Below are 22644 nucleotides of genomic sequence, written 5' to 3' on the forward strand. Positions count from 1 at the left end.
CCGCTACTTTAGAAGAACCATCCAAAAGCTCTAAACTCTAACCTATTTAATGCTATAATCCTTTACATTTACAAACTAAAGGATTTACTATGAATATTACATTAACAGGAAGACATGTAGAACTTACTGAGCCGATTAAAGCACACATGAATGCCTCTATCGAAACACTTGGCAAATACAATATGGATATTATCTCCGTAAATATAGTTGCAACAACTCAAACAAAAAAAAGTAAAGATCATTCTGTTGTTGAGTATGTCATCAACCTAGCTCACAAAAACTCTATCATAATCAAACAGAGTGATGAAGACCTTTACGCTGCTATCGACTTGGCGACAGCAAGAGCGCAAAAAGCACTCCGCCGCATACATGACAGAGACAACCATCACTACAAAGATGGCATTAATGAAACCAAAAATGAAGTGATTTCAAGCGTAAGCCTCAATGAAGCTAGCGAGGCTATGGAAGATGAGATAGTACCGGTTGGACTTGCTCTTTACAAACCGCGTGAAATTGAAGATGTATTAAATGACATAAAAGAGAATAAAAAGCTATTTGAGATTTTCATAGACAACGACGGTAAAACCCGAGTTCTTTACAAAAGAAATGATGGAAGATTTGGACTTTACTAGCTACTACTGCAAGAGGGGTTAAACCCTTTTGCTCAAATCTGCTTTCACATCCTTTACTATCTCCTCATCTTCTGCCAAATCAACCCACTTAAACTGACTTCCACTCTGATTATGCCCTTTTAGCAAATCCCCGCTTTTTCTAAACTTTAAATCCAAATTTGCAATATCAAAGCCGCTTGTCGTTTGTACAAATTTATCAAGCCTCTCTGATGCACTCTGGTTTGTATATAAAAAACAGTACCCTTTTAACCCTGTACGGCTTACACGACCACGAAGCTGATGCAGAGTTGAGAGTCCTAATCTCTCAGCTCCGACAATAACCACAGTGCTAAGACGAGGTAGAGATATGCCGACCTCTATAACAGTTGTGGCGATGAGGATATCGCCGCTTTTGTTAAAATCAAGCAAAACCTCCTCTTTTTCCTTATCTTTTCCATGTGTTACATAGACATTTTTAAATCTCTTCTGCCAAAATCCCCTTGCTTCATCAATGCTTTGATACTCCAAAAAATCACTCTGCTCTACAAGCGGATAGACCAAAAGAACTTGATTTTTTTTAGCTATCTCCCTCTCTATATGAAGTAGTAAATCTTTAAAATCCTGTTTATGTATCACTCTACTGATTATATCTTTTTTAAAAGGTGTTGTTGTAATGAGCGAAACATCAATATGCGCCGTCTCTATCATCGCCTGTGTTCTAGGGATGGGAGTTGCAGAAAACTGTAAAAAATGAGGCTTTGCTTCTTCTTGATTTATGATATCTGCACTACTTACAAGTTTTTCTAGCATATTTCTCTGAGCCGTTCCGAAACGATGCTGTTCATCTACCATAACAAGGGCGGCTTTTGGGAGCTCTCTATAGAGCAGCGCATGTGTGCCTATGATAAAATCATACTCCTCAAGATTTATATCTTTTGTTTTATTTGTCACAAGAGCAATTTTAACATTGGGAAGAAACCTTTTTGCCTCCTCATAGAGTTGGTTTACTAGTATCGTTGTCGGTGCCATAAGAACAGAGCGGTTTGGTAGCATCATAAGAGCAGATGCTAAGATAACCATAGTCTTTCCGCTTCCGACATCTCCGACTATCATTCGACGAGCCGAAACTTCTTTGGTTAAATCAGCCTTTATCTCCTCTATCGCTTTTACCTGCTCCTGAGTCAAGGTAAAAGGCAAAGTTTGCACCCACTCCTTATAATCGCCACATGCAGAAGTTAGCGCCTTAAAATATCTTCTTTTATTAAAGAGCTGTTTCATATAGACAAAAAGTTCCGTATATTTAAGAGCATCTATGGTTTTTGGCTCCAAACTTTTTAAATTTGGTGCTGTTTGCGTAGGAAAATGAACCTTTAAAAGCTCCTCTGCAATCTCCTCTCTTATTCCCTCTGACATTAAATTTTCTTTACTCAGAGTGCTTTGCATAAGCCTAAGCATAACATCGCTTCTAAGTGCGGACTTGTATCTAGGAGTAATGGCACCGACATTCGTCACTTTTTTTGGCATATTCATACTGCATAAGCCGCTTTTACACTCAATCATTCCATAGTAAAAATCTCTCTCGCCAACCTTAAACTGATGAAGCATATAAGGTTTTGGACGAAATATAACACCACTAACAACATGACCGAAATTATGGGCATAAAAGGTAATTTGAATTGAATTGGCAGCTCTATAAACAGACTCTACAGTCGCATCTATGAGCTGCATGGAGTGGGTTTGAAGTTTATCCTGCACTCTTAAATCTTCATAACCTGAGGGAACAATAAGGGCAAGCTCGGCAAAGCTGGTTATAGCTAGTTTTTTAAATTTTTCTTTTTGCTCTTTTGTTATGTTCATCATAAGTCCTTAGTGTTCAATACTGATGTTACGCCATAAAGCTACGAAAAATAAGTTTTTCGAGATTTACAAAGTTTAATATGCCCTTTTTTGCCAAAAGTGCGTAAGGTCAGTTTAATACTATCTCTTTTTATGAACTGTATATAAAAATATTGCAAAGTGTCATATTTTTTGGCTGATTTTTCTAAAGAAACTAGCGTTTTCTAAAGAAACTAGCGTTTTGTGACAATAGCAAAACTTGTGTCTAAAATCTCTTTGTGCTCTTTTATAAACTCATTTAAATCATTTAGTTTTAGTTTTTCGATTTTTTCCAACTCTTTAAAAGAGTGTCCAATCTCCTGCTCGTTATAAAACTCCATAAAAGTTCTGTGAAGTCTCTGGCTCATAGTCTCAACTCTTAAAGGCTCACTTCCAAGTAAAAACTTCTTTGTCTGCTCAAGTTCCTCTTTTGTAACACCATTTTTTACAAAATCCTCTATAACATACTTTACGGTCTCTTTAGCATCTTTGAGCGACTCGAGTTTTGTCTGCAGATATCCGCTCATGTAGCTGCTTGATTTTGTAACATCCAACCTTGCATAAGCTGAATAGGCAAGCCCTTTTTTGACTCTTATCTCCTCCATAAGTCTTGAGCCAAATCCTCCTGCGCCCAAGATAAAAGTAGCAACTCTTGCCTTGTAATAATCCTCGGAATTTACGCTTATGTTATATGGCGAGCCAAAGTACACATAAGCCTGTTGTGTCTCTTTTAGAACTACTTTTTCTTTTGCATCTTTAGCAGCTTCATACTTTATAGGCTCTGTTGACTTACCCTTTGGAAGCAACTCTATAAGTTTAGCAATCTTCTCTTTGCTCGTTTTCAAATCCACATCGCCGCCTATTGCAACAATAAGCTTTGAGCTAACAATATTTTTAGATAGAAACTCTTTTACATCCTTTAGCTCAATCTTATTTACACTCTCAATCGTTCCCGCAGACGGCTTTGCAAGCACACTCCCGGCAAAAAGGAGTGTTTTAAGCTCGTTTGATGCTATATAGTCAAAATCGTTCTCTTTTCTCGCAAGAGAGCCTAAAGTGGTAGTTTTTACTTTGTCTATTGCTTCTTGAGTAAGATTTGGGTCGCTAAGAAGCATCTCTAAATATTTAAGTCCCTCGTCAAACTCCTCCTTTAAGCAGCCAAGTTCTATGACAAAAGTCTCTTTGCCCGTTGATGCTGATATATGGATAGCCCTACCCTCAAGCGCCTCGGCAAACTTACTTGAGCCTAGCTTTTTCGTACCTTCGTTCATTATTTTTGAACTAAATTTCGCTAAACCGGCTTTTGTGTCATCTGCCACACTTCCGCTATTTTTAAAAATAAACTGCATGGTTACCAGAGGCAATCTCCTATCCTCTTGAAAAATCACAGGTATTTTTAAACTTTTTATCTCTATATTATCTATTGTTGCTGCCATTATTATATTTCCTAAAATCAGTAGTGTTATAGCTATCTTTTTCATCTATGCAAATTTCTCTAAAATCTCATACGCCGTATTTCGCACAGCTGGTATCTCGCCCACATCTCGTATGAGATGCACCATTTCACTCTTTGCCATCGTGTAAGCCGCTCCAGCGCTACTTACGACATTCTCTTCCATCATAGTCGAGCCTAAATCGTTTGCTCCAAACATCAGAGCCATCTGCCCGATATAAGGACCCTGTGTAACCCATGAACTTTGGATGTTTGGCACATTATCAAGGTAGAGTCTAGCAACGGCAAGAAGCCGTAAGTAGCGGTTTGAAGATGGTTTATCCATATCTGGGATTAACCTTAAGAGCTCAGTATTTTGTCCTTGAAAACTCCACATGATAAAAGCACGAAATCCACCAGTCTCATCTTGAAGTCTTCTTATCATATCAAAATGTTCTATGATATCTTCATCGCTCTCAATAGTACCATACATCATAGTAGCCGTTGACATTATGCCGAGTTTATGGGCTTTTCTATGAACATCCACCCAAACTTCACTATCGATTTTTTTTGGAGCGATGATATCTCTTACTTTATCACTCAGTATCTCAGCCCCAGCTCCCGGGATAGAAGCCAAACCTTTAGCATGTAGTCTCTCTAAAACCTCTTCAACACTGATGCGTGAGACTTTAGCGATAAAGTCTATCTCTATGGAAGAGAATCCGTGAATTGTAATCGTAGGATATTTTGTGTGAATATGCTCCACCAAATCCTCATACCACTCAATCTTTAATTTTGGATGCACTCCGCCTTGAAAAAGTATCTGTGTTCCGCCGATTTCAAGAAGTTCGTCTATCTTTGCATCTATCTCATCAAATGTAAGCACATAAGCATCAGCATCTTTTTCATGTCTGTAAAATGCGCAAAACTTGCAATCCACCCAGCAAATATTTGTATAGTTAATATTTCTATCTACCACAAAAGTGGTAATATTATCAGGATGAAGCTCTTTTTTACGAGCTGTTGCCATGCGACCTAGCTCTTTCAAATCTGCATTTTTTATAAGCGCTAAGGCTTCTTGTTTAGTTAATCTTTTCATTGCCAACCATTTTACTTTTTAGTGATTGGATTTTACTCTTTTTTTCACAATAAACAAACAAACAACTTGTAATTAATATTGCCGCTCTTGCCTAAATCAAACTCAATTTATGCTATGCTTAAGCAAAAATAATATTATGCAGTAGGCTATCATGTACTTACACAAACAAATAAAAGATGAAATTATAAAAGAAGCATTCCGCTCTTTATGCTTGGTTTTAAAACAGTGAAGAGTGTATTACTTTTATTAAATAGGGTACTCTTTATTACCCTGCTTCTTACAATAAGCTCTTATCTCATGGCTGCTGAAGAGAAGACAGCCGTAATATGCAATGAAGAAGAGACAGCTGTAATATCCAGTGAAGATGAAGCAAAAAAACTTTTTCTTTTTCAACATCTAAATATGCCGGAAGATTCAGATGCAAAAGATGCAATGGTAGCAAAAATTTTTAGTAATTTTGGTTTACTTCCATATGAAAAAAACTTCTTAATTCCTTTTGCATATACAACAGCAAATTATGAGCAAAGAGACCTTGTTGCACACCCAGGCTATGAACAATTTAATAAAAACATTGAAGCAGAGTTTCAAATAAGTTTAAAAAAAGATATAAGCTACAATCTATTTGGTTTAAATGAAATAATAACTTTGGGATACACGCAAGAGGTGTGGTGGCAGTTTTATTCAGTCTCTGCTCCGTTTCGTGAAACAAATTACAGACCTGAAATATTTCTTACTCTACCTATCCAAGATAAAAAATTATCTGAATTTGGATTTAGAGCTATTAAAGTCGGTTTTTGGCATGAGTCAAACGGAATGGGAGCCCCGCTCTCTAGGGAGTGGAACCAAATCTATTTTGACACTATTTTTTACAGAGGGGATCTTATGACAACTCTTAGGTTATGGATATCAGATGCAGGAGATGATAATAAAAACATAACCTCTTATCTCGGATATGGGCACTTAAAGCTAAACTATTTTCTTAAAAAACATCAGTTTGACTTAACCTGGCGCAATAATCTTCGCTTTAACGGCTCAAATCGAGGCTCCCTTGAAATGGAGTGGTCACACCCCATAGGACATTCAAAAAATACCTTTTGGTATATTAAACTATTTAACGGATATGGAGCAAGTTTAGTGGATTATAATAATCATCAAAACAGAGTAGGATTTGGTTTTTCATTTTCAAGATAGAAGTGTAAAAACAGCGCTTTTTTGCTGTTTTTACTATCTTAAGCTTTACTTATCTTTTGCAATTGCGTCTAACACACCGTTTATAAATTTTGGAGACTGCTCTGTACCAAACGCTTTTGTTATCTCAACCGCCTCGTTTATTACAACCGCAGAGTCAAGTTCACCAAAAAGTATCTCATAAGTTGCAAGTCTTAAAGTAGCTCTCTCGATAGCTCCGAGTCTCTCAAAATCCCAATCTTTAAGATGCTTGACTATCGCCGCATCAACAGGCGTTATATTTTTCATAACACCCTCATAAAGAGTAAGTGCAAAATCTCTTTGCTTATTTCTAATCTTCTTCTCTTCTAAAATCTCATCCGTATGCTCTGCAATATTTCCATTACCGAGATCAAATGCGTACAACAAACTTACAACCGCCATTCTGGCTTGATGTCTAGTAGCCATAATTAAAGGTTCTTATAAAGGTCTAGCATCTCGATAACGGTAGTCATCGCTTCAAAGCCTTTGTTTCCTGCTTTTGTACCAGCTCTCTCGATAGCCTGCTCGATTGTGTCGGTCGTTAAAAGCCCGAATGAAACAGGTTTTTGATACTTAAGACTCATTGTCGAGATCCCCTTTGTTGCCTCAGCTGAGACATAATCAAAATGAGGAGTTGCCCCACGGATAACCGCACCTAAAGCACAAACTGCATCATACTTGCCGCTGGCTAGTAGCTGATCTATTATCATAGGAAGCTCAAATGCGCCCGGAACCAAAACATGCGTTAAATCAGCATCATCTCCGCCGTGACGCGCAAATGCATCCTTCGCACCCTCTACAAGTCTATCAACTATAAAGTGATTCCATCTTGTGCTTACTATCGCTATTTTTTTACCATTTACAACTTTTAGTTGTCCTTCAATTAATCTCATTTTATATCTCCCGTATCTTTTTAATTTTATTTATTAGTGTTTCTAACTCATCTAATTTTATCATATTTGGTCCATCACTAAGTGCCACGCTCGGGTCAAAGTGAGTTTCGAAAAAGAAACCGTCCACTCCAACAGCCGCCGCCGCACTTGAGAGGTATGGAACCATAGTTCTGTCTCCACCTGTTTTTCCGCCAAGCGCGCCCGGGGCTTGAACTGAGTGCGTTGCATCAAAAATAGTAGGTGCAAACTCTCTCATTATTACAAGAGAGCGCATATCCACAACGATATTTCCATATCCAAATGATGAACCTCTTTCGCACAAATATACTCCATGTTTTTTTGAGTTTTCATAGCTTACCTCATCACAGCCTCTTGTTTTAAGCACTTTTGCCACGGAGTATTTCATATCAGGCGGATTTATAAACTGCCCTTTTTTGATATTTATCTCTTTTGTAGTTTTAGCACAAGCCACAAGCAAGTCTGTTTGACGACATAAAAATGCAGGGATTTGGAGCATATCGACAACTTCGGCAACGGCAGGAACCTGATGCGACTCATGCACATCCGTTACAACTTTGTACCCAAAATCATCTTTTACTTTTTGCAAAATTCTAAGTCCCTCATCTATCCCCAAACCGCGAAAACTATCCAAAGATGTACGGTTTGCTTTATCAAAAGATGACTTAAAATAGAAGTCTATCGTTGAATCATTTTGATATGTCTCCAAAGCCTTAGCGATTTTAAAGATGTTCTCTTCGCTCTCAATAACGCAAGGTCCAGCGAGTAATTTCATATATTTACCTTTTAGAAAATAGAGAGTGATTATAGCATAATGAGTTTAAGGGTGCATATAAAAATCATTTTGCCTTTGCTACTATGATTCCCGCAGCTACAATAAGCATAATTCCAAACGCAGTTATAAAACTCGGCAACGTATCCCCTAGTAAAACACCAACTAAAATCGCAAAAACAATATTTGAGTAGCTAACAGCACCGACGATTCCAGCCTTTGTCTCGCCGTACGCTTTTGTCATATAGTATTGAGAGAGCGTTCCTAGCACTCCCAGACCTACTATATATAACCAAACAATTCCACTGGGCATAACAAACTCTCCCATCATAAAATCAAGTTCGGCTATATAAAAATAGTGAGAGAGCATAAAAAGCAGTATAGGAACTACCGTTCCCACAAGTGTAAAGGAGAGCACTATCGCTCTTGTATCGTAGTAGTTTCTAAGCTCTCTTACCGACGTATAAGCAAGAGCAGCTCCAATTCCGCTAAAAATACCAAGCAGGTCATATTTACTAAAGCCGATTCCGCTGGGCTGAGCTATGAGAACTATACCGCCAAAACCTATAAATACGGCTACCCAAGAGCTTAAAGAGAGCTTTTCCTTTAAAAAAAGCCAAGCAAATATTGCTGTAAAAATGGGCGCGGTTTTTGAGAATGTAACAGCATCACCGAGCGGAATATGGGCAATATTGTAAAAATATGCCAAAAGAGCTGAAAAACCCATCAACCCTCTGAAAAAAAGCAAAAAAGGTCTTCCTCCTTTGCTTATCATGGGAGTTCTGTAGAGTGCGTAACCTATAAAAATAACGCCAAATATATTTCTAAAAAATACAACCTCTAGGGAGCTCATATGCTCTGATGCAAGCTTTGCAAATGCGCCCATTATCGCAAACAAAAAGGATGCAAAGAGCATATATTTGATACCGTTATCTAATTTTTTAATACGTTTCATAAACGAAAGTATACCAATCTTTTTCAATTGAAATGCGCTATAATAATCTACATTGAGCAAAGGGGATGTTATAATGTTGCGTATTGCTACTCTTTTAATAAGCTTATTTTTAGCACTCAATGCAGCTGCACAAGAAGATAAAACGCAACAGACATATCACGGATACTTAGATGAGAAACACAAAAGTTTTTCAAAATATGTTGTTAAATTATTTGACAATGTAGATAAAAGTATAAGCCTCTGGGTTAAAGAGTCTGATAATAATAAGACTGACTATGAGACAAACGAAGATGAAGTTATATACGCAATCGATGAATTTTTTAAAAATGAAAAATTTATTGAAGAAACTGAAAAAAGTTTTCTTCGTATCCGTCTTGGCTCTGAGTTTCAATCAAAAGAGTCAATTGAGTTTAATCAAAAAATAAGCGCACAAATTCCGCTAAGTAGAACTAAAAAAAACATTCAGCTTTTTATTGGCAATTCTGAAAAAAACTATTTAAGCAACGTCCCTTCTGGAGCAAATAGCGCCTCAAGTGTTGGGGTCGGTGTTAACCTTTTTACACCCTTTTACAAAGGAATAAAATCAAAATACTCCATAGGAATAAAAAGCTTTTCAACTTATGCAAAAGCAAGATACTCCAAAGATTTTAAAACCAAAGATTGGCTCCTGCAGCCGACACAACAGTTTATTTACTCGACAAAAGATGATTTTAGCGAGGAGACAAATATCTATCTTAATAAAACTCTAAATGAAAACTCTATTTTTAGAACAACCCTGCACCGCAAAACACAATCTAATGTAGATGGATTTGATTATGCTGTTGCCTTTTCTTACTATTTAGCACTCTCACAGAAAAAAGGGTTTAGCTTCACACAACAATTTTGGGGCAACTCCGAATATAGATGTGAAGCTGCACCACAAAAATATGATGGAATAAGCAGCTACTCCAGTTTTGCCTCATGGCGTCAAAATATTTTTCGAAAATGGATAGCACTCGAGATAAAATCAGGTGTAGATTTTCACAGGCAGTATGAATACGAGCCAAACTATATATTTAGATTTGATATAGATTTTTATTTTGGGAATATATAAAGAGAAATTATAGTATAATCTAAAATTATAATAAAGTATATTTTTTGATATAAATGTAAAAATTTAGGAGTTTTTTATGAGATTTGTTTTGCTGCTTTTTTTGCTTATAAGCTCTATTTTTTCAAAGGAGATTTCAACACGTTATGGTGTCCATGTTACTCTGTTTGGCGATGTTGGTTACGCAGATATTTCACTAAAAGAGCACGATAATAGCTATGAGATAAAACTTACTGCCAACACAACAGGTGTTGCTGCTACACTTTTAAAAAACAGGGTTGAAACTTTTATCAGCAAAGGCAAGATAGTAGAGGGCAGATATATCCCTGACATTTTTATAGAAACCAAGGAGACTACAAAAAGATTAAGAGTTCGAACTTATTACTTTGACCATGAAAAAAAAGAGGTAAAATTTATAGAAGAGAAGACGAAACTAGTTAACGTAACAAAATTTGACCTTAAGGATTTTAACCTCATAACAGAGGAGGTCAAAAAAAGTTTTACACAAGAGAGCACCCTTGATATTTACAAAGATAGTGACGTTCTTACTTCTTATCTCAATACCAAAACTACATGCAACTCCGAAAAAAAGTTTTATAAACTGATTGCATTTGGCGCGAATGATGAAAAAAACGACATCACAGTGTCTTGCCTAGAGGGAGCAAAAAAAGAGTCTGCAATACTCAACTTTTCTGATAGCACGCAAGATATATACAATCTGCATGTTGAGCCGTTTGACAAAGAAGATGATATCGTTGATGTACTTATTGCGTTTGACAATGATGGACTGCTAAAAGAAGCCTTTTTAGGCGAAATATTTTGGGTAGGGAAAATCACTGCAAAAAGAGTTTATCACGAGATTAGTCAAAATTAGACAATTTGCAATCCTCTATTAACTTCTATTTTATATAATTATGCAATTAATAAAGGGAAGTTATGGGAAATATAATATTATTGTCGATTTTAATCGGATTTTTTTACTGGATTTTTAAGAGTTACTCAAGATATACGCTCTACTCTCAAGAGGCGTTTAAAAATTTCTCTATCACTAAAGAGTCTCTACAAAAGAGTGAACTTGGTCTTTTTGTCGCACTTGTTGCAAAAGTTGCAAAAGCTGATGGCAGAGTTGATGCTCTTGAGGCAGAACTTATCGGGATTATGTTTGATGATATCTCAGCTCTTTTCCCTCAACCGCAAAAAACAAAAGAGATACTAAAAGAGATTTTTAACGAGCATAAAAATAGTTCTCAGGGCGAAAAAGAGATTGCTTATGTCTTAGCAAAAACAATCAAAAGAGATAGAGCAAAACAGCACCAATTTATGGGATTTTTGATTCAGCTTGCGTTTGTCGATGGGAAAGTAAGCCAAAGCGAAGAGGAGATTTTAGCCTCTATTGCCGAAGCGTTAGAGTTTGATCCAAATATATACCATGCCATGTTTGATCAGTTTGAGAAGATGCTCCATAGCATCAAGCCAAAAACAAACATCAAAGATGCCTATCGTTTGCTAGGCGTAAGTGAGGACGATGACTTAAATACAATCAAAAAAGCGTATAGAAAATTAGTCAAAGAGTATCATCCCGATATCATCAAATCTCAAGGCAAAAATGATGCCTATATGCAAGAAGCAACTGCAAAAACGCAGGAGATAAATCAGGCGTATGAGATGATAAAAGAGCATAAAAAGTAGTAGCAGATGATAAAAACTATTTTTTTACTTTTTATGCTCTCCCTCTTTTGTCTATGCAACGCGCAAAATTTGGGCGCTCTTTTGTTTAACGGCAACTGCATCACATGTCATCACCCCACAAAAACAATCTCCGCCCCTTCTATATCTGAGGTTAAAGAAAGATATAAAAAAGCGTTTGAAAACAAAGAGGAGTTTGTCTCATACATGGCAACGTGGGTAGAAAAGCCCGCTTATGAGGGTTCTTTAATGCTTGATGCTATCGAAAAACATGAACTTATGCCCGAACTTGCCTTTAATAAAGAGGCGCTAAGAGTTATCAGCGAGTACATTTATGAAACAGATTTCACAAAATACGAAACCGCATACTAACTAAAATCTCTCTCCCAAAAAAAGTCAATCCAATCATCTGCTTCATTTATCCAAAAATGAGGCTCATAAACAGATGTTTTTTTGTAAAAAAGAGTACATGAGACAAACTCAATATCTATATATTTTTTCTCTAAATACTCCATAACTGCCTTTAACGTAGCTCCGCTGTCTGCTATATCATCAACAACCAGCACTTTTTTTACGCCCCCAAGTTCACATGTTTGAAATATATTTATCATATCTCTTTTGATGGTTTTGTCATAAAGTTCTGTTCTTATGCTTTGAACATTGCGTATATCCAAGCCCTCTGCCATTGCATGTGAGAGGGTATATCCTCCCCTTGCAACTGCAACTATCGCCTCAAAATGTGACCCTTTGACTCTCTGTAATAAAGAGCGTGTATCGATTTTAAAATCTTCATAACTATAATATTTCATAAACAAATTATACAATTAAGAAGCAAAATTTAATAAATACCCTTTAAGATTAAAACTGATACAATAATTTTAGAAAAAAAGGAGATTTTAAAAATGATTAAAACTGTTTCATCTATTTTATTTGCAGGCTTGCTATTATCCCTAGTTACTGGGTGTAGCAAAGATGCTAAGCTTGAAGAGAGAAGTGTAGATTTTGCCTGCAAACAGGAGAATGTACTTGCTCCAAAATGGACATGTATTCCTGATATACAAGATGCTTATGCGGGTGTCGGCATGGCTCATAAGAGTGCTGCGGGAATGGATCATATGAGAAGAGTAGCTATGGCTAACGGTCGCTCAGACTTAGCACAGCAGATAGAGTCTGAAGTTAAAGATAAAATCACAATATACACGGGGACAACAGGAGTCAGCGCATCAGAGAGTGTTGATAAATCAATAGAAACCGTGACAAAACAGGTAGCAAAAGTTAACCTTCAAGGATCAAAAGCAATTGACATGTGGACCGCACCATCAGGCGCTATATTTATGTTGGTTACAGTTTCAAAAAACTCTGCAAATAAGCAGATTAAAAATAATATTAATACAAGTTTTAAAAATGACCAAGCTCTTTGGCAGCAGTTTAAAGCTAAAAATGCACTTGAGGATTTAGAAAAAGAGTTCCCTACAAACTAAAGAGCACCTTATGCCAGCAGAGAGCCTAGCATCTCTGCATCCTCAAAAACAGACTCCTATTACGAATATGCAAGAGTGTAAGATTTGTTTATAAACCTGAAATTACTCTTATATTTCGCTATAATTGCGAATAAACTACAAATTTAATCTTCTTCACTTAGGTAAAAATATGAAAAAAATCGCCATTATCGGTCGTCCAAATGTTGGCAAAAGCTCACTTTTTAACAGACTCGTCAAAAAAAGAGATGCTATAACCTCAGATATAGCAGGAACAACAAGGGATGTCAAAAGACGACCTGTTATGATTATAAATAAAGAGGCTCTGCTTTTTGACACCGGAGGGCTTGACCAAGGGTGTGAACTCTTTAATAAAATAAAAGAGAAGTCACTAGAGGCGGCGAAAAAAGCAGACATTATTCTCTATATGGTAGATGGTAAAAGTATCCCCGAGGAGGAGGATAAAAAACTCTTTTATGAGCTTCAGACATTGGGAAAAGATGTAGCTTTGGTTGTCAATAAAATTGACAATGACAAGCTTAAAGATAACCTTTGGGACTTTTATGAGTTTGGCACAGATGCTATTTTTGGCATATCCGTTGCACATAACAGAAGTGTAGTTCCTCTACTTGAGTGGGTATATGACAGAATTCCTGATTCTGACATTGTAAAAGAAAATAGTGAAGAAGAGGATGATGTAAATCTAGTCGAGGAGGATGAGAGTGAGTTTGAGTTTGAGCATCACGGCGAAGATGATGAAGATGACGGCTTTTTCTATCCGGATGATACACAAGAGGATGAAGATTTTGAAGATGACTCTATCTTTGCACAAAATGATAGAATCAAAGAGTTTGACGAAAACGATATTAACCATATTAAAATCTCGATTATCGGGCGTACAAATGTCGGAAAAAGCTCACTTCTAAATGCCCTATTAGGCGAAGAACGCTCCGTAGTAAGTAGTGTTGCGGGAACAACTATTGACCCGATTGATGAGAGTATTGAGTACAAAGGCAAGCAGCTTACTTTTGTAGATACAGCAGGACTTAGACGACGAGGAAAGATTGTAGGAATCGAGAAATTTGCTCTTATGCGTACAAAAGAGATGCTTGAGAACTCAAACATGGCTCTAGTTGTTTTAGATGCAAGTGAACCTTTTTTAGACCTTGATGAAAAAATTGCGGGTTTAGTTGATAGCAACCGTCTTGCATGTATCATTGTTTTGAACAAGTGGGATATCGCAAATAGAGAAGATTATGACAAAATCATACAAGAAGTTAGAGACAGATTTAAGTTTTTGGCTTATGCACCTATCGTAACTCTCTCCGCAAAATCTCATAAGAGAGTAGATAAACTCCATGATATGATTTTAGAGATAAATGAAAATTACTCTCAGCGCATCAAAACATCTGAACTTAATGAAGCTTTGGAAAAAGCTATGAGAAAACACCATCTTCCATCTATGCATGGACAAATTATAAAAATATATTATGCAACCCAGTACGAAACAAGACCGCCAAAAATTGCTATCGTGATGAACAAACCAAGAGGGCTTCACTTTACATACAGAAGATATTTGACAAATAAACTAAGAGAGTCTTTTAACTTTAGCGGAACGCCAGTTTTATTTAAAGCTAAAAAACGTGGGGAGAGATAAAAGGAGTTTTTCTCCTTTTATCTCTAGATTTTTAAAACGGTTTTATAACCACCATCGCTACAATAATAAGTAGCAAAATTGTCGGAACTTCATTGTAAGCTCTGAAAAATTTACCACTTTTTGTACACTCATCATTTAAAAACTTAACTCTAAAAAATCCCAGCGAAAAGAAATATGCAATCAAAACAAGAACAAAAAATATCTTTGCATGTAGCCAGCCGTTACCGCTAAAGCCAAATTCATATGCAAGATAAGTACCACTTAACACGGTAGCCCACATAGCAGGGATACCTATATATTTGTAAATTTTCATCTCCATGACTTTTACGACTTTTATAAAGCCCTCGTTTTCAATATTTTCTGCATGATATACAAAAAGACGTGGCATATAAAAAAGCACGGCGTACCAAGAAATAAAAGACAACACATGAAACCAGACTACCCAGTTATACATGACTACTCTTCTTCTACTTCTATCTCTTTAATGGAAGCCGCTTTGTGCGAAACTATCTTATCATGAAGACGACGAAGTGCTTTTGAGGCTCTGTCTATTGCCATATCAATAGCTGCATCTAAATCTTCATCACTCTGATTTATAACAACCGGCTGCGAATGCGCTATATGAATATCAAACTCCACCGACACACCCTTTTTTTCTGCTCTTAAGTTAACATTTACCGTAGTAATATCAAGCGAGTATTTTTTAAAAGCTTCTATAGCAGCCTCTATATGGGCTCTTGTATTTGCGTGAAGCGTTACATCTTTTGCATGAATTTGTATATTCATAAGTAAATCCTTTTTATTTGGCATACTGCCTATTTTAGCCAAATAGTAGCCAAATAAAGCTAAAAAATGTATAATGTCACAAATAAAATTTAGAAATTTTTGGAGTTCATTTATGAGAGTTTTGACAGGTATTCAGCCATCGGGAGATCTTCATATCGGAAATTATTTCGGTTCGATAAAACATATGGTAGAAGCTCAGGAAAAAAGTGAAACGTTTATGTTTATCGCAAACTATCATGCCATGACAACAGTAAACGAGGGCGAGCGCCTTAGCAAATTAACCATGCAGTGCGCAACTGACTTTTTAGCACTTGGAATAGATCCGCAAAAATCCACATTTTGGGTTCAATCAGACGTAAAAGAGGTTCTTGAACTATACTGGATTTTATCCTCATTTACGCCTATGGGCCTTTTAGAGAGAGCGCATGGCTATAAGGATAAAGTAGCAAAGGGAATAGCGGCAAACCATTCACTATTTTCATACCCTGTTTTAATGGCGGCGGACATTTTACTCTTTGGCTCAGAAGTTGTCCCTGTAGGAAAAGATCAGATTCAACATGTTGAAATCGCCAGAGATATCGCTATAAAGTTTAACAACCAATATGGAGATATTTTAACTATCCCCGAGTTTAGAGTTCAAGAAGAAGTGGCGACTGTTTTAGGGATAGATGGGCAAAAAATGTCAAAAAGTTATAAGAATGTGGTAAATATTTTTGCAGATGAAAAAAGCCAGCTAAAAACTATAAAAAAAATAGTCACTGAGAATGCACCTCTTGAAGAGCCTAAAGAGCATGAAACATGTAATGTTTACAATATGGCAAAACTTTTTCTAGAGGGCAATAACCTAAAAGCACTTCAAGATAGATATAAAAGAGGCGGCGAAGGTCATGGTCACTTTAAAATCTACCTTGCAGAGGTAATGTGGGAATACTTTAGAGAGTATAGAGAAAAAAGAGAGTATTTTGAAGCTCATCAAGATGAAGTAAGAGAGATACTAAATATAGGTGCCGCTAAGGCCAAAAAGGCAGCTATGCCTTCCATCGAGAAGATAAGAGAAGCAACAGGGATAAGATACTAATATTCACAAGAGGTTACGCATAAACAAAGTTGTGCCACTTTTAAAAAGCGAGATTATTCTTCATTTTGGAAGCGAGGTTTCAACCTCGTCAAGAGGCGAAGATAAATCTTCACTTCCTTACTCTGCCTTGTGTCTATCTAGCCAGACCATCAAACCTTTTTGAGCGTGAAGTCTATTTTGCGCCTCGTTAAAAACTATCTCGGAATGTTTTTCAAAAAGCTCTTCACTTACTTCTAAGCCTCTATAAGCAGGAAGACAGTGCAGAAATTTTGCATCTTTTCTAGCCAAAGACATCATTGCATTATCTACCATAAAGCCCTTAAAAGTCTTGATGCGCTTATCCTTCTCATCCTCTTGTCCCATGGAAACCCATGTATCTGTTGTTACAACCGTAGCACCTTTTACAGCCTCCATTGGGTCGTTCATAATCTTTATAACTGCCCCACTCTCCTTAGCGATATCAAGTGCCTCTTGAAGTATTTTAGCATCTACCTCATACCCTTTTGGTGTCGCAACTCGTAACTCAAAACCAAGTTTTGCAGCGAGCATCATCCATGAGTGTGTCATGTTGTTTCCATCGCCGACATACGCTGCTACAATATTTTCATGAGAATTGTATTCAACCAAAGTCATATAATCCGCCAAAAGCTGAACAGGATGATAAGAGTCGGTCAAGCCGTTTATAACCGGAACTTTTGAATATGCGGCAAACTCCTCTATTTTAGAGTGCTCAAAAGTCCTAATCATAACCATGTCGCACATGCCTGAGATAACACGTGCCGTATCTTTTACCGGCTCCCCGCGTCCTAAGTGTATGTCTCGGTTTGAGAGAAAAAGTGCATGTCCGCCGAGCTGAAATATCCCTGTCTCAAAACTTACGCGTGTTCTTGTAGAACTCTTTTCAAATATCATAGCAAGCGTTTGATTTTTAAGTTCTTGATTATAGATTTTTGACTTTAAATTTTTTTTGATAGAGAGCCCCGTCTCAATTATCTCCAAAATTTCTTCTTTAGTAAAATCTTTAAGTGTTAAAAAATGTCTCAATAGTTTCCCCGAAATTGTAAAATAAGCGTTAAGTCTATAGTAATTTTCTTTAAGGTTGCTTCTAAAAACGTGTATAGAGATTTTAGCAGAGGACTAAAGGTTACTTTTGTAACATCTTTGCCACCTCTTTTGCATGGTAGGAGATTATAATATCTGCGCCCGCTCTTTTAAAGCTCATCATCGTCTCCATAACAACTCTATCATAATCAATCAAATTATTCATTCCAGCTATTTTAAGCATAGCATACTCCCCGCTTACATTATATACCGCCATCGGCAAAGATGTGTTATCTTTAATCTCCCTGACTATATCAAGATATGCAAGAGCCGGTTTTACCATTAAAATATCTGCACCCTGTGCTTCATCTGAAATACTCTCAGCAACTGCTTCTCTTCTATTTGCCGGATCCATCTGATACGAGGCACGGTCGCCAAAACTTGGTGTTGATTCCGCAACATCTCGAAACGGCCCATAATATCCCGAAGCAAATTTTGTGGAGTAACTCATAATCGGCAAGTTTTCATATCCTGATGCATCAAGCGCATCTCTTAGCGTGTGGATTATTCCATCCATCATGCCCGAGGGTGCTATCATATCTGCGCCGGCTTTTGCGTGAATAATAGCTTGTTGTGCAGAAATTTTAAGTGTTGCATCATTATTTACCGTTTGATGTTTTTCATCAATAATTCCGCAGTGCCCATGATCTGTATATTCGCAAAAACATAAATCAGTTACGACAAACATATCCGGATGAGCCTCTTTTACAGCGCGCACGGCTTTTGCTATTATCCCATGTTCGCACAGAGAGTCTGAGCCTATAGAGTCTTTAACATCGGGAATTCCAAAGAGTATAATCGAGTAAAGTCCCAATTTTTTTATCTCGCCGCACTCTTTTAAAACCTCATCAATACTCATCTGAAACACTCCCGGCATAGATGCGACTTCAGTTTTAATCCCCTCCCCCGAGCGTACAAAAAGTGGATAGATAAAATCATTTACACTTACACTTGTTTCACGAACGAGCGAGCGAAGATGGGCATTTAGGCGAGTTCTACGAAATCTTTGAAACATTGTTAAACCTTTTTTAGATATAATCTTGAAAAATATTTTACCTTTTTAAAGTTAAAGTTAGGACAAATTATTGAATATAAAGATTTCTGAAATAGCAAATTTACCAACAAGATTTGGTGATTTTAAAGTTAAAGCCTTCAAAGAGGGCAGTAAAGAGCATCTTGTAATATTTAAAAAAAATTTAGATGAAATACCGATAGTCAGAGTTCATTCAGAGTGTCTAACAGGAGATGCTATGGGAAGCTTAAAGTGTGACTGTAGAGATCAGTTAGAACATGCTCTAAAATTAGCATCAAAAACAAACGGTATGGTTATTTACTTAAGGCAAGAGGGCAGAAATATAGGATTGCTTAACAAAATAAACGCCTATGCGCTTCAAGACAAGGGTCTAAATACTGTAGAAGCAAATCATCAGCTTGGCTTTGCTGCAGATGAGAGAACGTATGAGATTGTGATTTTTATACTCAACCATTTCAATATAAATAGAATAAAACTTCTTACAAACAACCCAAGAAAGATAGACTCTTTAGGGGGAATTGAAATCGTAGAACGAATACCCATTATTATGAAGTCAAACCCACACAATGAAGCTTATTTAAATGTAAAAAAAGATGAAATGGGTCACCTGCTTTAAACAAAAAGGATATATCTTTGAATATAAAAACTGCGCTTGAAAAAGAGAAGCTTTACTTAAGCGATGACTTTTTTCATAATATCCAAAAATATAAAGAGCATCTTTTTAAATGGAATAAAATCCACAACTTAACGGGGGCAAAAGATGAAAAAACAGTGGATGAGTTTATCTATGATGCCATCTTCCCCTTAAGCTTTCTGCCAAAGTGCAAAAAACTTCTCGATATCGGCACCGGAGCAGGTTTCCCAGGTCTAATTCTAGCCATGGGGCTTCCTGATACAGAGGTTACGTTAGTAGAACCTCTAGCAAAAAGAGCAAGTTTTTTACAGTTTATAAAAGCGGATTTGAATCTAAAAAATGTTCGCGTCGTAAAAAAACGCGTTGAAGATATGCAGAGTGAAATCTTTGATCTTGTAACCTCTAGAGCTGTTACGGATACGGACATGCTTTTAGAGTTGAGTAAAAATTTTAGAGATAAAAACTCAAAACTTCTTTTTTATAAAGGAGAGAAAGTGTATGATGAAGTCTCACAAGATATAAAACATAGAGTGATAAAAATGAAAAATAGACACTATTTGCTTATCGGAGAAGAGATATGATACTAAAAATTTTACTAGTAGCAAGCATTATAGCGTTTGTCTATTTTATATTAATAAAGAAAAAACCGACTCTAGAAAAGTCAAAAAAAGAGGAAATCAAAAGTAGCGAGATGGTGGAGTGTGCCTCATGCAAGATTTACTGTGAGCTCGATGATGCGATTTTAAGCAATGCTAAATACTACTGCTCAAAAGAGTGCGCAAAGAAGGCAAGTTGATATTTTTTGGACATAGATTTTTAAAAAGTGAGAGCTTCTACCATATTTTTGATATAGACTCCATTCTTCATACTCCGCCATCATCAACCATATATATTGAGTTTGAGGAAAAAAATCTTGATGTAATAACGCATGCGGCATCAAACCTTATCAAAGTTGCCCTACATGTAAAGAGTATCACAGAAGTTCTTTACGCATCTTCCCTTGGCGCTTCTTTTATCGTCATAGAAAAAGAGCTTGCTAAAACTGCACAAAATATAGCAGAGAACTATCTTTTTGATGCAAAGATATTAGTTTTAATTGAAGATGAAGATGAGATTGAGGAGCTTGCTCTTTTGGGAGTTGATGGGGTAATTTTTTCAAATGCGATTATTAAAATAGCGTCTTAAGAAAAGATAGTATAAAATGCATAAACTTAAAAATGGTAGTTAAATAGTGGGGATTGGCTTGTGAGAATTTTTTTAAATAATAAAGTTTTAAAAACCATTCCTATTATATTTTTAATCATTATTTTATTAAAGGTTACATACTCTTACTTTGAGATAAAAGAGAGAGAATATAATTTTGCAAAAAAAGAGGCAGAAGTTTTAAACAGTTACGCCACTGAAAATAGAGCATACTACCAAAATCTTTTCTTAGACGGCACACTAGCGCTTAATGAAAAAACACTTCCTGCTCTTCCACCATTAAGCTCACACACAATATCGGAAAATTTTTCAAAAAACAATCCTCTTAATATAACGGTTGCAATAGTCTCTGACCGTGCTAGAAACAGCGAAAATCAAGCAAATGATGAGGAGATGAAAGCAATAGAGTTTTTCAAAAACAATCTAGACGAAAAGGTATATTTCAGCAGTGAAAATCCTAAATTTTATCAACATGCGGCAGTTTTAAGAGTTGAGCAGATTTGTTTAAATTGTCATGGCAAAAAAGAGCAAGCTCCTCTTTTTATCCAAAAAAATTATCAAAATGCGTATGATTATAAACTCGGTGAAGTCATAGGAATTTTGAGCATACAGATTCCTTCAAAAAATTTAAACACCTATTTTTTTAAAAATTTTATAGAATCTATCACTTATGATATCCTTCTTTTCCTGCTCCTCTTTTTAGGCGTTATCTTCTTGATGAAAAAATCAAGAGAGATAAGTGCAACCCTTAAAAAAAATGTAAAAGAGAAAACAAAAGAGCTCAAGGAGTCATTTTTATTTGATAGACTTACTAACCTGCCAAACAGGTTAAAACTTATGGAGGATATTAAAAACAGCAATGATTTAGGCTCCTCACATCTTGCACTTATAAACATAGACTCCTTTAAAGACATTAATGATCTTTATGGTTTTGGAGTAGGGGATGAAATTTTAGTTCAGGTTTCAAAAAGAATTAGAGAATTTTGCGAATATTCAAACTTTGTTTACAAGCTGCCAAATGATGAGTTTGCAATATTTACCACTTCACAACTTTCTCAAGAGAAGTTCCTAGAAAGCATTAAAGAGATGCTTCACAAAATAGGCGAAACTAAATTTGGCATAGCAGATCAGTCGGTATTTATAACTTTTAGCTGCGGAATCGCCTCAAATAAAGAGTCACTTCTAATAAAAACAAATACTGCTCTACAAATTGCAAAAAGAAACTCAAAAAATATAGTAATCTACAATGACTCACTTAATGCAAAAAAACAGATTCTAGAAAATATGGATGCTCTCTTAATACTCAAAAATGCTATAAAATATGATCAAATTACTCCATTTTATCAAGCCATATATAACACTAAAACAAAAAAAATTGATAAGTATGAAGTCTTAGCTAGGATTGTTACTAAGAGCAAGGAGGTTATTTTGCCTTTTGTTTTTTTAGATATCGCCGTAAAATCAAAACTCTATCCGCAAATCACAAAAGCAATAATTACAAAATCATTTGAATTTTTCAAAGATAAAGATTTTGAATTTTCTGTAAACTTGTCCATAGTTGATATTCAAAGCAAGGAGATAACAAAGTTTATTTTTAACAAACTAAATGAATTTACAGAGCCTAAAAGGGTAGTTTTTGAAATTTTAGAAACAGATAAAATAGAAAACTATGAGGAGATGAAAACTTTTATCAAAGAGGTTAAAAAATATGGTTGTAAAGTAGCAATAGATGATTTTGGAAGCGGTTACTCAAACTTTTCACACATATTGGAGCTAAATGTCGATTGTCTTAAGATTGATTCTTCTTTGGTCAAGCTTATAACCACTCACGAAAACTCACAAACTATCGTAAAAACTATAATTAATTTTGCCAAAGATCTCAATCTTGTGACAATTGCTGAATTTGTCGAAGACAGAGAGTCTCTAGATTTATTAGATAAAATGGGCGTTGATTTTATTCAAGGTTATTATATTGGGAAACCTGATAAAAATCTTATAGAAAATTTTTAATAAAATTTATTGACTTTCATTTAT

The 22644-nt window shown here is 36.0% G+C and carries 26 protein-coding genes; 14 read left to right on the forward strand and 12 right to left on the reverse strand.

What is annotated here, in order from left to right:
* Positions 1–89: 89 nt before the first annotated feature.
* Positions 90–632 (forward strand): ribosome-associated translation inhibitor RaiA, encoded by a 543-nt coding sequence (gene raiA / locus M0Q17_RS04235; RefSeq protein ID WP_295083636.1) that lies wholly within the window; start codon positions 90–92, stop codon positions 630–632.
* 18 nt (positions 633–650) lie between these two features.
* Here raiA (M0Q17_RS04235) and recG read toward each other — a convergent pair whose 3' ends face one another.
* From recG to M0Q17_RS04250, 3 genes are all read right to left on the reverse strand, one after another.
* Complete coding sequence (gene recG, locus M0Q17_RS04240) at positions 651–2468, reverse strand: ATP-dependent DNA helicase RecG (RefSeq protein ID WP_295083638.1); 1818 nt, start codon at positions 2466–2468, stop codon at positions 651–653.
* 212 nt (positions 2469–2680) lie between these two features.
* Positions 2681–3922, reverse strand: a complete 1242-nt coding sequence (locus tag M0Q17_RS04245) for a pitrilysin family protein (protein ID WP_295083640.1) — start codon at positions 3920–3922, stop codon at positions 2681–2683.
* Positions 3923–3967: 45 nt separating this feature from the next.
* Positions 3968–5017, reverse strand: a complete 1050-nt coding sequence (locus M0Q17_RS04250) for a dehypoxanthine futalosine cyclase (RefSeq protein ID WP_295083642.1) — start codon at positions 5015–5017, stop codon at positions 3968–3970.
* Between the two features lie 225 nt (positions 5018–5242).
* Between M0Q17_RS04250 and M0Q17_RS04255 the strand changes: the two genes are divergently transcribed.
* On the forward strand, positions 5243–6208 hold the full coding sequence (locus M0Q17_RS04255; RefSeq protein WP_295083644.1) for a phospholipase A: 966 nt from the start codon (positions 5243–5245) through the stop codon (positions 6206–6208).
* Positions 6209–6253: 45 nt separating this feature from the next.
* Here the strand turns inward: M0Q17_RS04255 and nusB are convergent, their stop codons facing one another.
* The 4 genes from nusB to M0Q17_RS04275 are packed head-to-tail and all read right to left on the reverse strand — an operon-like array spanning position 6254 to position 8864.
* Positions 6254–6652 (reverse strand): transcription antitermination factor NusB, encoded by a 399-nt coding sequence (gene nusB / locus M0Q17_RS04260; protein WP_295083647.1) that lies wholly within the window; start codon positions 6650–6652, stop codon positions 6254–6256.
* A gap of 2 nt (positions 6653–6654) precedes the next feature.
* Positions 6655–7119: a 6,7-dimethyl-8-ribityllumazine synthase gene (gene ribH / locus M0Q17_RS04265; protein WP_295083649.1), complete on the reverse strand. Its 465-nt coding sequence runs from the start codon at positions 7117–7119 to the stop codon at positions 6655–6657.
* Position 7120: 1 nt separating this feature from the next.
* Positions 7121–7942, reverse strand: coding sequence for a 3-deoxy-8-phosphooctulonate synthase (gene kdsA, locus M0Q17_RS04270; RefSeq protein ID WP_295083705.1), 822 nt, complete (start codon positions 7940–7942; stop codon positions 7121–7123).
* Positions 7943–7976: 34 nt separating this feature from the next.
* Positions 7977–8864 carry a DMT family transporter gene (locus M0Q17_RS04275; RefSeq protein ID WP_295083651.1) on the reverse strand — a complete coding sequence of 296 codons (888 nt, stop codon included), beginning with the start codon at positions 8862–8864 and terminating at the stop codon, positions 7977–7979.
* Positions 8865–8937: 73 nt separating this feature from the next.
* Here M0Q17_RS04275 and M0Q17_RS04280 point away from each other — a divergent pair, with 73 nt between their 5' ends.
* The 4 genes from M0Q17_RS04280 to M0Q17_RS04295 all read left to right on the forward strand — a co-directional run bounded on the left by M0Q17_RS04280 (position 8938) and on the right by M0Q17_RS04295 (position 12012).
* Positions 8938–9957 carry a hypothetical protein gene (locus tag M0Q17_RS04280; RefSeq protein ID WP_295083653.1) on the forward strand — a complete coding sequence of 340 codons (1020 nt, stop codon included), beginning with the start codon at positions 8938–8940 and terminating at the stop codon, positions 9955–9957.
* Positions 9958–10033: 76 nt separating this feature from the next.
* Entirely contained in the window at positions 10034–10828 is a 795-nt protein-coding gene (locus tag M0Q17_RS04285) for a DUF3108 domain-containing protein (RefSeq protein WP_295083660.1), read from the forward strand.
* Between the two features lie 62 nt (positions 10829–10890).
* Positions 10891–11643: a DnaJ domain-containing protein gene (locus M0Q17_RS04290; protein ID WP_295083662.1), complete on the forward strand. Its 753-nt coding sequence runs from the start codon at positions 10891–10893 to the stop codon at positions 11641–11643.
* Between the two features lie 6 nt (positions 11644–11649).
* The gene (locus tag M0Q17_RS04295) at positions 11650–12012 is read left to right on the forward strand and encodes a cytochrome C (protein ID WP_295083664.1); all 363 of its coding nucleotides are present in this window, start codon (positions 11650–11652) and stop codon (positions 12010–12012) included.
* On the opposite strand, the gene M0Q17_RS04300 is transcribed toward M0Q17_RS04295, so the two are convergent.
* Positions 12009–12449 (reverse strand): phosphoribosyltransferase family protein, encoded by a 441-nt coding sequence (locus M0Q17_RS04300; RefSeq protein WP_295083666.1) that lies wholly within the window; start codon positions 12447–12449, stop codon positions 12009–12011. The genes M0Q17_RS04295 and M0Q17_RS04300 overlap by 4 nt on opposite strands.
* Before the next feature lie 93 nt (positions 12450–12542).
* Between M0Q17_RS04300 and M0Q17_RS04305 the strand changes: the two genes are divergently transcribed.
* Together M0Q17_RS04305 and der are read left to right on the forward strand one after the other, a co-directional pair.
* The gene (locus M0Q17_RS04305) at positions 12543–13121 is read left to right on the forward strand and encodes an LPP20 family lipoprotein (RefSeq protein ID WP_295083668.1); all 579 of its coding nucleotides are present in this window, start codon (positions 12543–12545) and stop codon (positions 13119–13121) included.
* A gap of 169 nt (positions 13122–13290) precedes the next feature.
* The gene (gene der / locus M0Q17_RS04310) at positions 13291–14775 is read left to right on the forward strand and encodes a ribosome biogenesis GTPase Der (protein ID WP_295083670.1); all 1485 of its coding nucleotides are present in this window, start codon (positions 13291–13293) and stop codon (positions 14773–14775) included.
* 31 nt (positions 14776–14806) lie between these two features.
* On the opposite strand, the gene hemJ is transcribed toward der, so the two are convergent.
* Both hemJ and raiA (M0Q17_RS04320) read right to left on the reverse strand, forming a co-directional pair.
* Positions 14807–15229, reverse strand: coding sequence for a protoporphyrinogen oxidase HemJ (gene hemJ, locus M0Q17_RS04315; protein WP_295083672.1), 423 nt, complete (start codon positions 15227–15229; stop codon positions 14807–14809).
* A 2-nt stretch (positions 15230–15231) separates the two neighbouring features.
* The gene (gene raiA / locus M0Q17_RS04320; protein ID WP_295083674.1) at positions 15232–15561 is read right to left on the reverse strand and encodes a ribosome-associated translation inhibitor RaiA; all 330 of its coding nucleotides are present in this window, start codon (positions 15559–15561) and stop codon (positions 15232–15234) included.
* Between the two features lie 112 nt (positions 15562–15673).
* On the opposite strand from raiA (M0Q17_RS04320), the gene trpS reads away from it, so the two are divergent.
* Complete coding sequence (gene trpS / locus M0Q17_RS04325) at positions 15674–16639, forward strand: tryptophan--tRNA ligase (RefSeq protein WP_295083676.1); 966 nt, start codon at positions 15674–15676, stop codon at positions 16637–16639.
* Positions 16640–16756: 117 nt separating this feature from the next.
* On the opposite strand, the gene argF is transcribed toward trpS, so the two are convergent.
* Complete coding sequence (gene argF, locus M0Q17_RS04330; protein WP_295083678.1) at positions 16757–17683, reverse strand: ornithine carbamoyltransferase; 927 nt, start codon at positions 17681–17683, stop codon at positions 16757–16759.
* 100 nt (positions 17684–17783) lie between these two features.
* Positions 17784–18755, reverse strand: a complete 972-nt coding sequence (gene hemB / locus M0Q17_RS04335) for a porphobilinogen synthase (RefSeq protein ID WP_295083680.1) — start codon at positions 18753–18755, stop codon at positions 17784–17786.
* 70 nt (positions 18756–18825) lie between these two features.
* On the opposite strand from hemB, the gene ribA reads away from it, so the two are divergent.
* Genes ribA through M0Q17_RS04360 form a run of 5 tightly spaced genes read left to right on the forward strand, consistent with a single transcriptional unit; the run spans position 18826 to position 22620 of the window.
* On the forward strand, positions 18826–19389 hold the full coding sequence (gene ribA / locus M0Q17_RS04340; protein WP_295083682.1) for a GTP cyclohydrolase II: 564 nt from the start codon (positions 18826–18828) through the stop codon (positions 19387–19389).
* Positions 19390–19406: 17 nt separating this feature from the next.
* A complete protein-coding gene (gene rsmG / locus M0Q17_RS04345) occupies positions 19407–19988 on the forward strand; it encodes a 16S rRNA (guanine(527)-N(7))-methyltransferase RsmG (protein WP_295083684.1) in 582 nt (193 codons plus the stop codon).
* Positions 19985–20203 carry a PP0621 family protein gene (locus M0Q17_RS04350; protein ID WP_295083686.1) on the forward strand — a complete coding sequence of 73 codons (219 nt, stop codon included), beginning with the start codon at positions 19985–19987 and terminating at the stop codon, positions 20201–20203. The genes rsmG and M0Q17_RS04350 overlap by 4 nt, the downstream gene beginning before the upstream one ends.
* On the forward strand, positions 20200–20592 hold the full coding sequence (locus tag M0Q17_RS04355; protein WP_295083689.1) for a hypothetical protein: 393 nt from the start codon (positions 20200–20202) through the stop codon (positions 20590–20592). Before M0Q17_RS04350 ends, M0Q17_RS04355 begins: the two co-directional genes overlap by 4 nt.
* A 60-nt stretch (positions 20593–20652) precedes the next feature.
* Complete coding sequence (locus M0Q17_RS04360) at positions 20653–22620, forward strand: EAL domain-containing protein (RefSeq protein ID WP_295083691.1); 1968 nt, start codon at positions 20653–20655, stop codon at positions 22618–22620.
* Positions 22621–22644: the final 24 nt, after the last annotated feature.

This window comes from Sulfurimonas sp., assembly GCF_023229105.1.
In the GTDB taxonomy this organism is placed as follows: Bacteria; Campylobacterota; Campylobacteria; order Campylobacterales; family Sulfurimonadaceae; genus Sulfurimonas.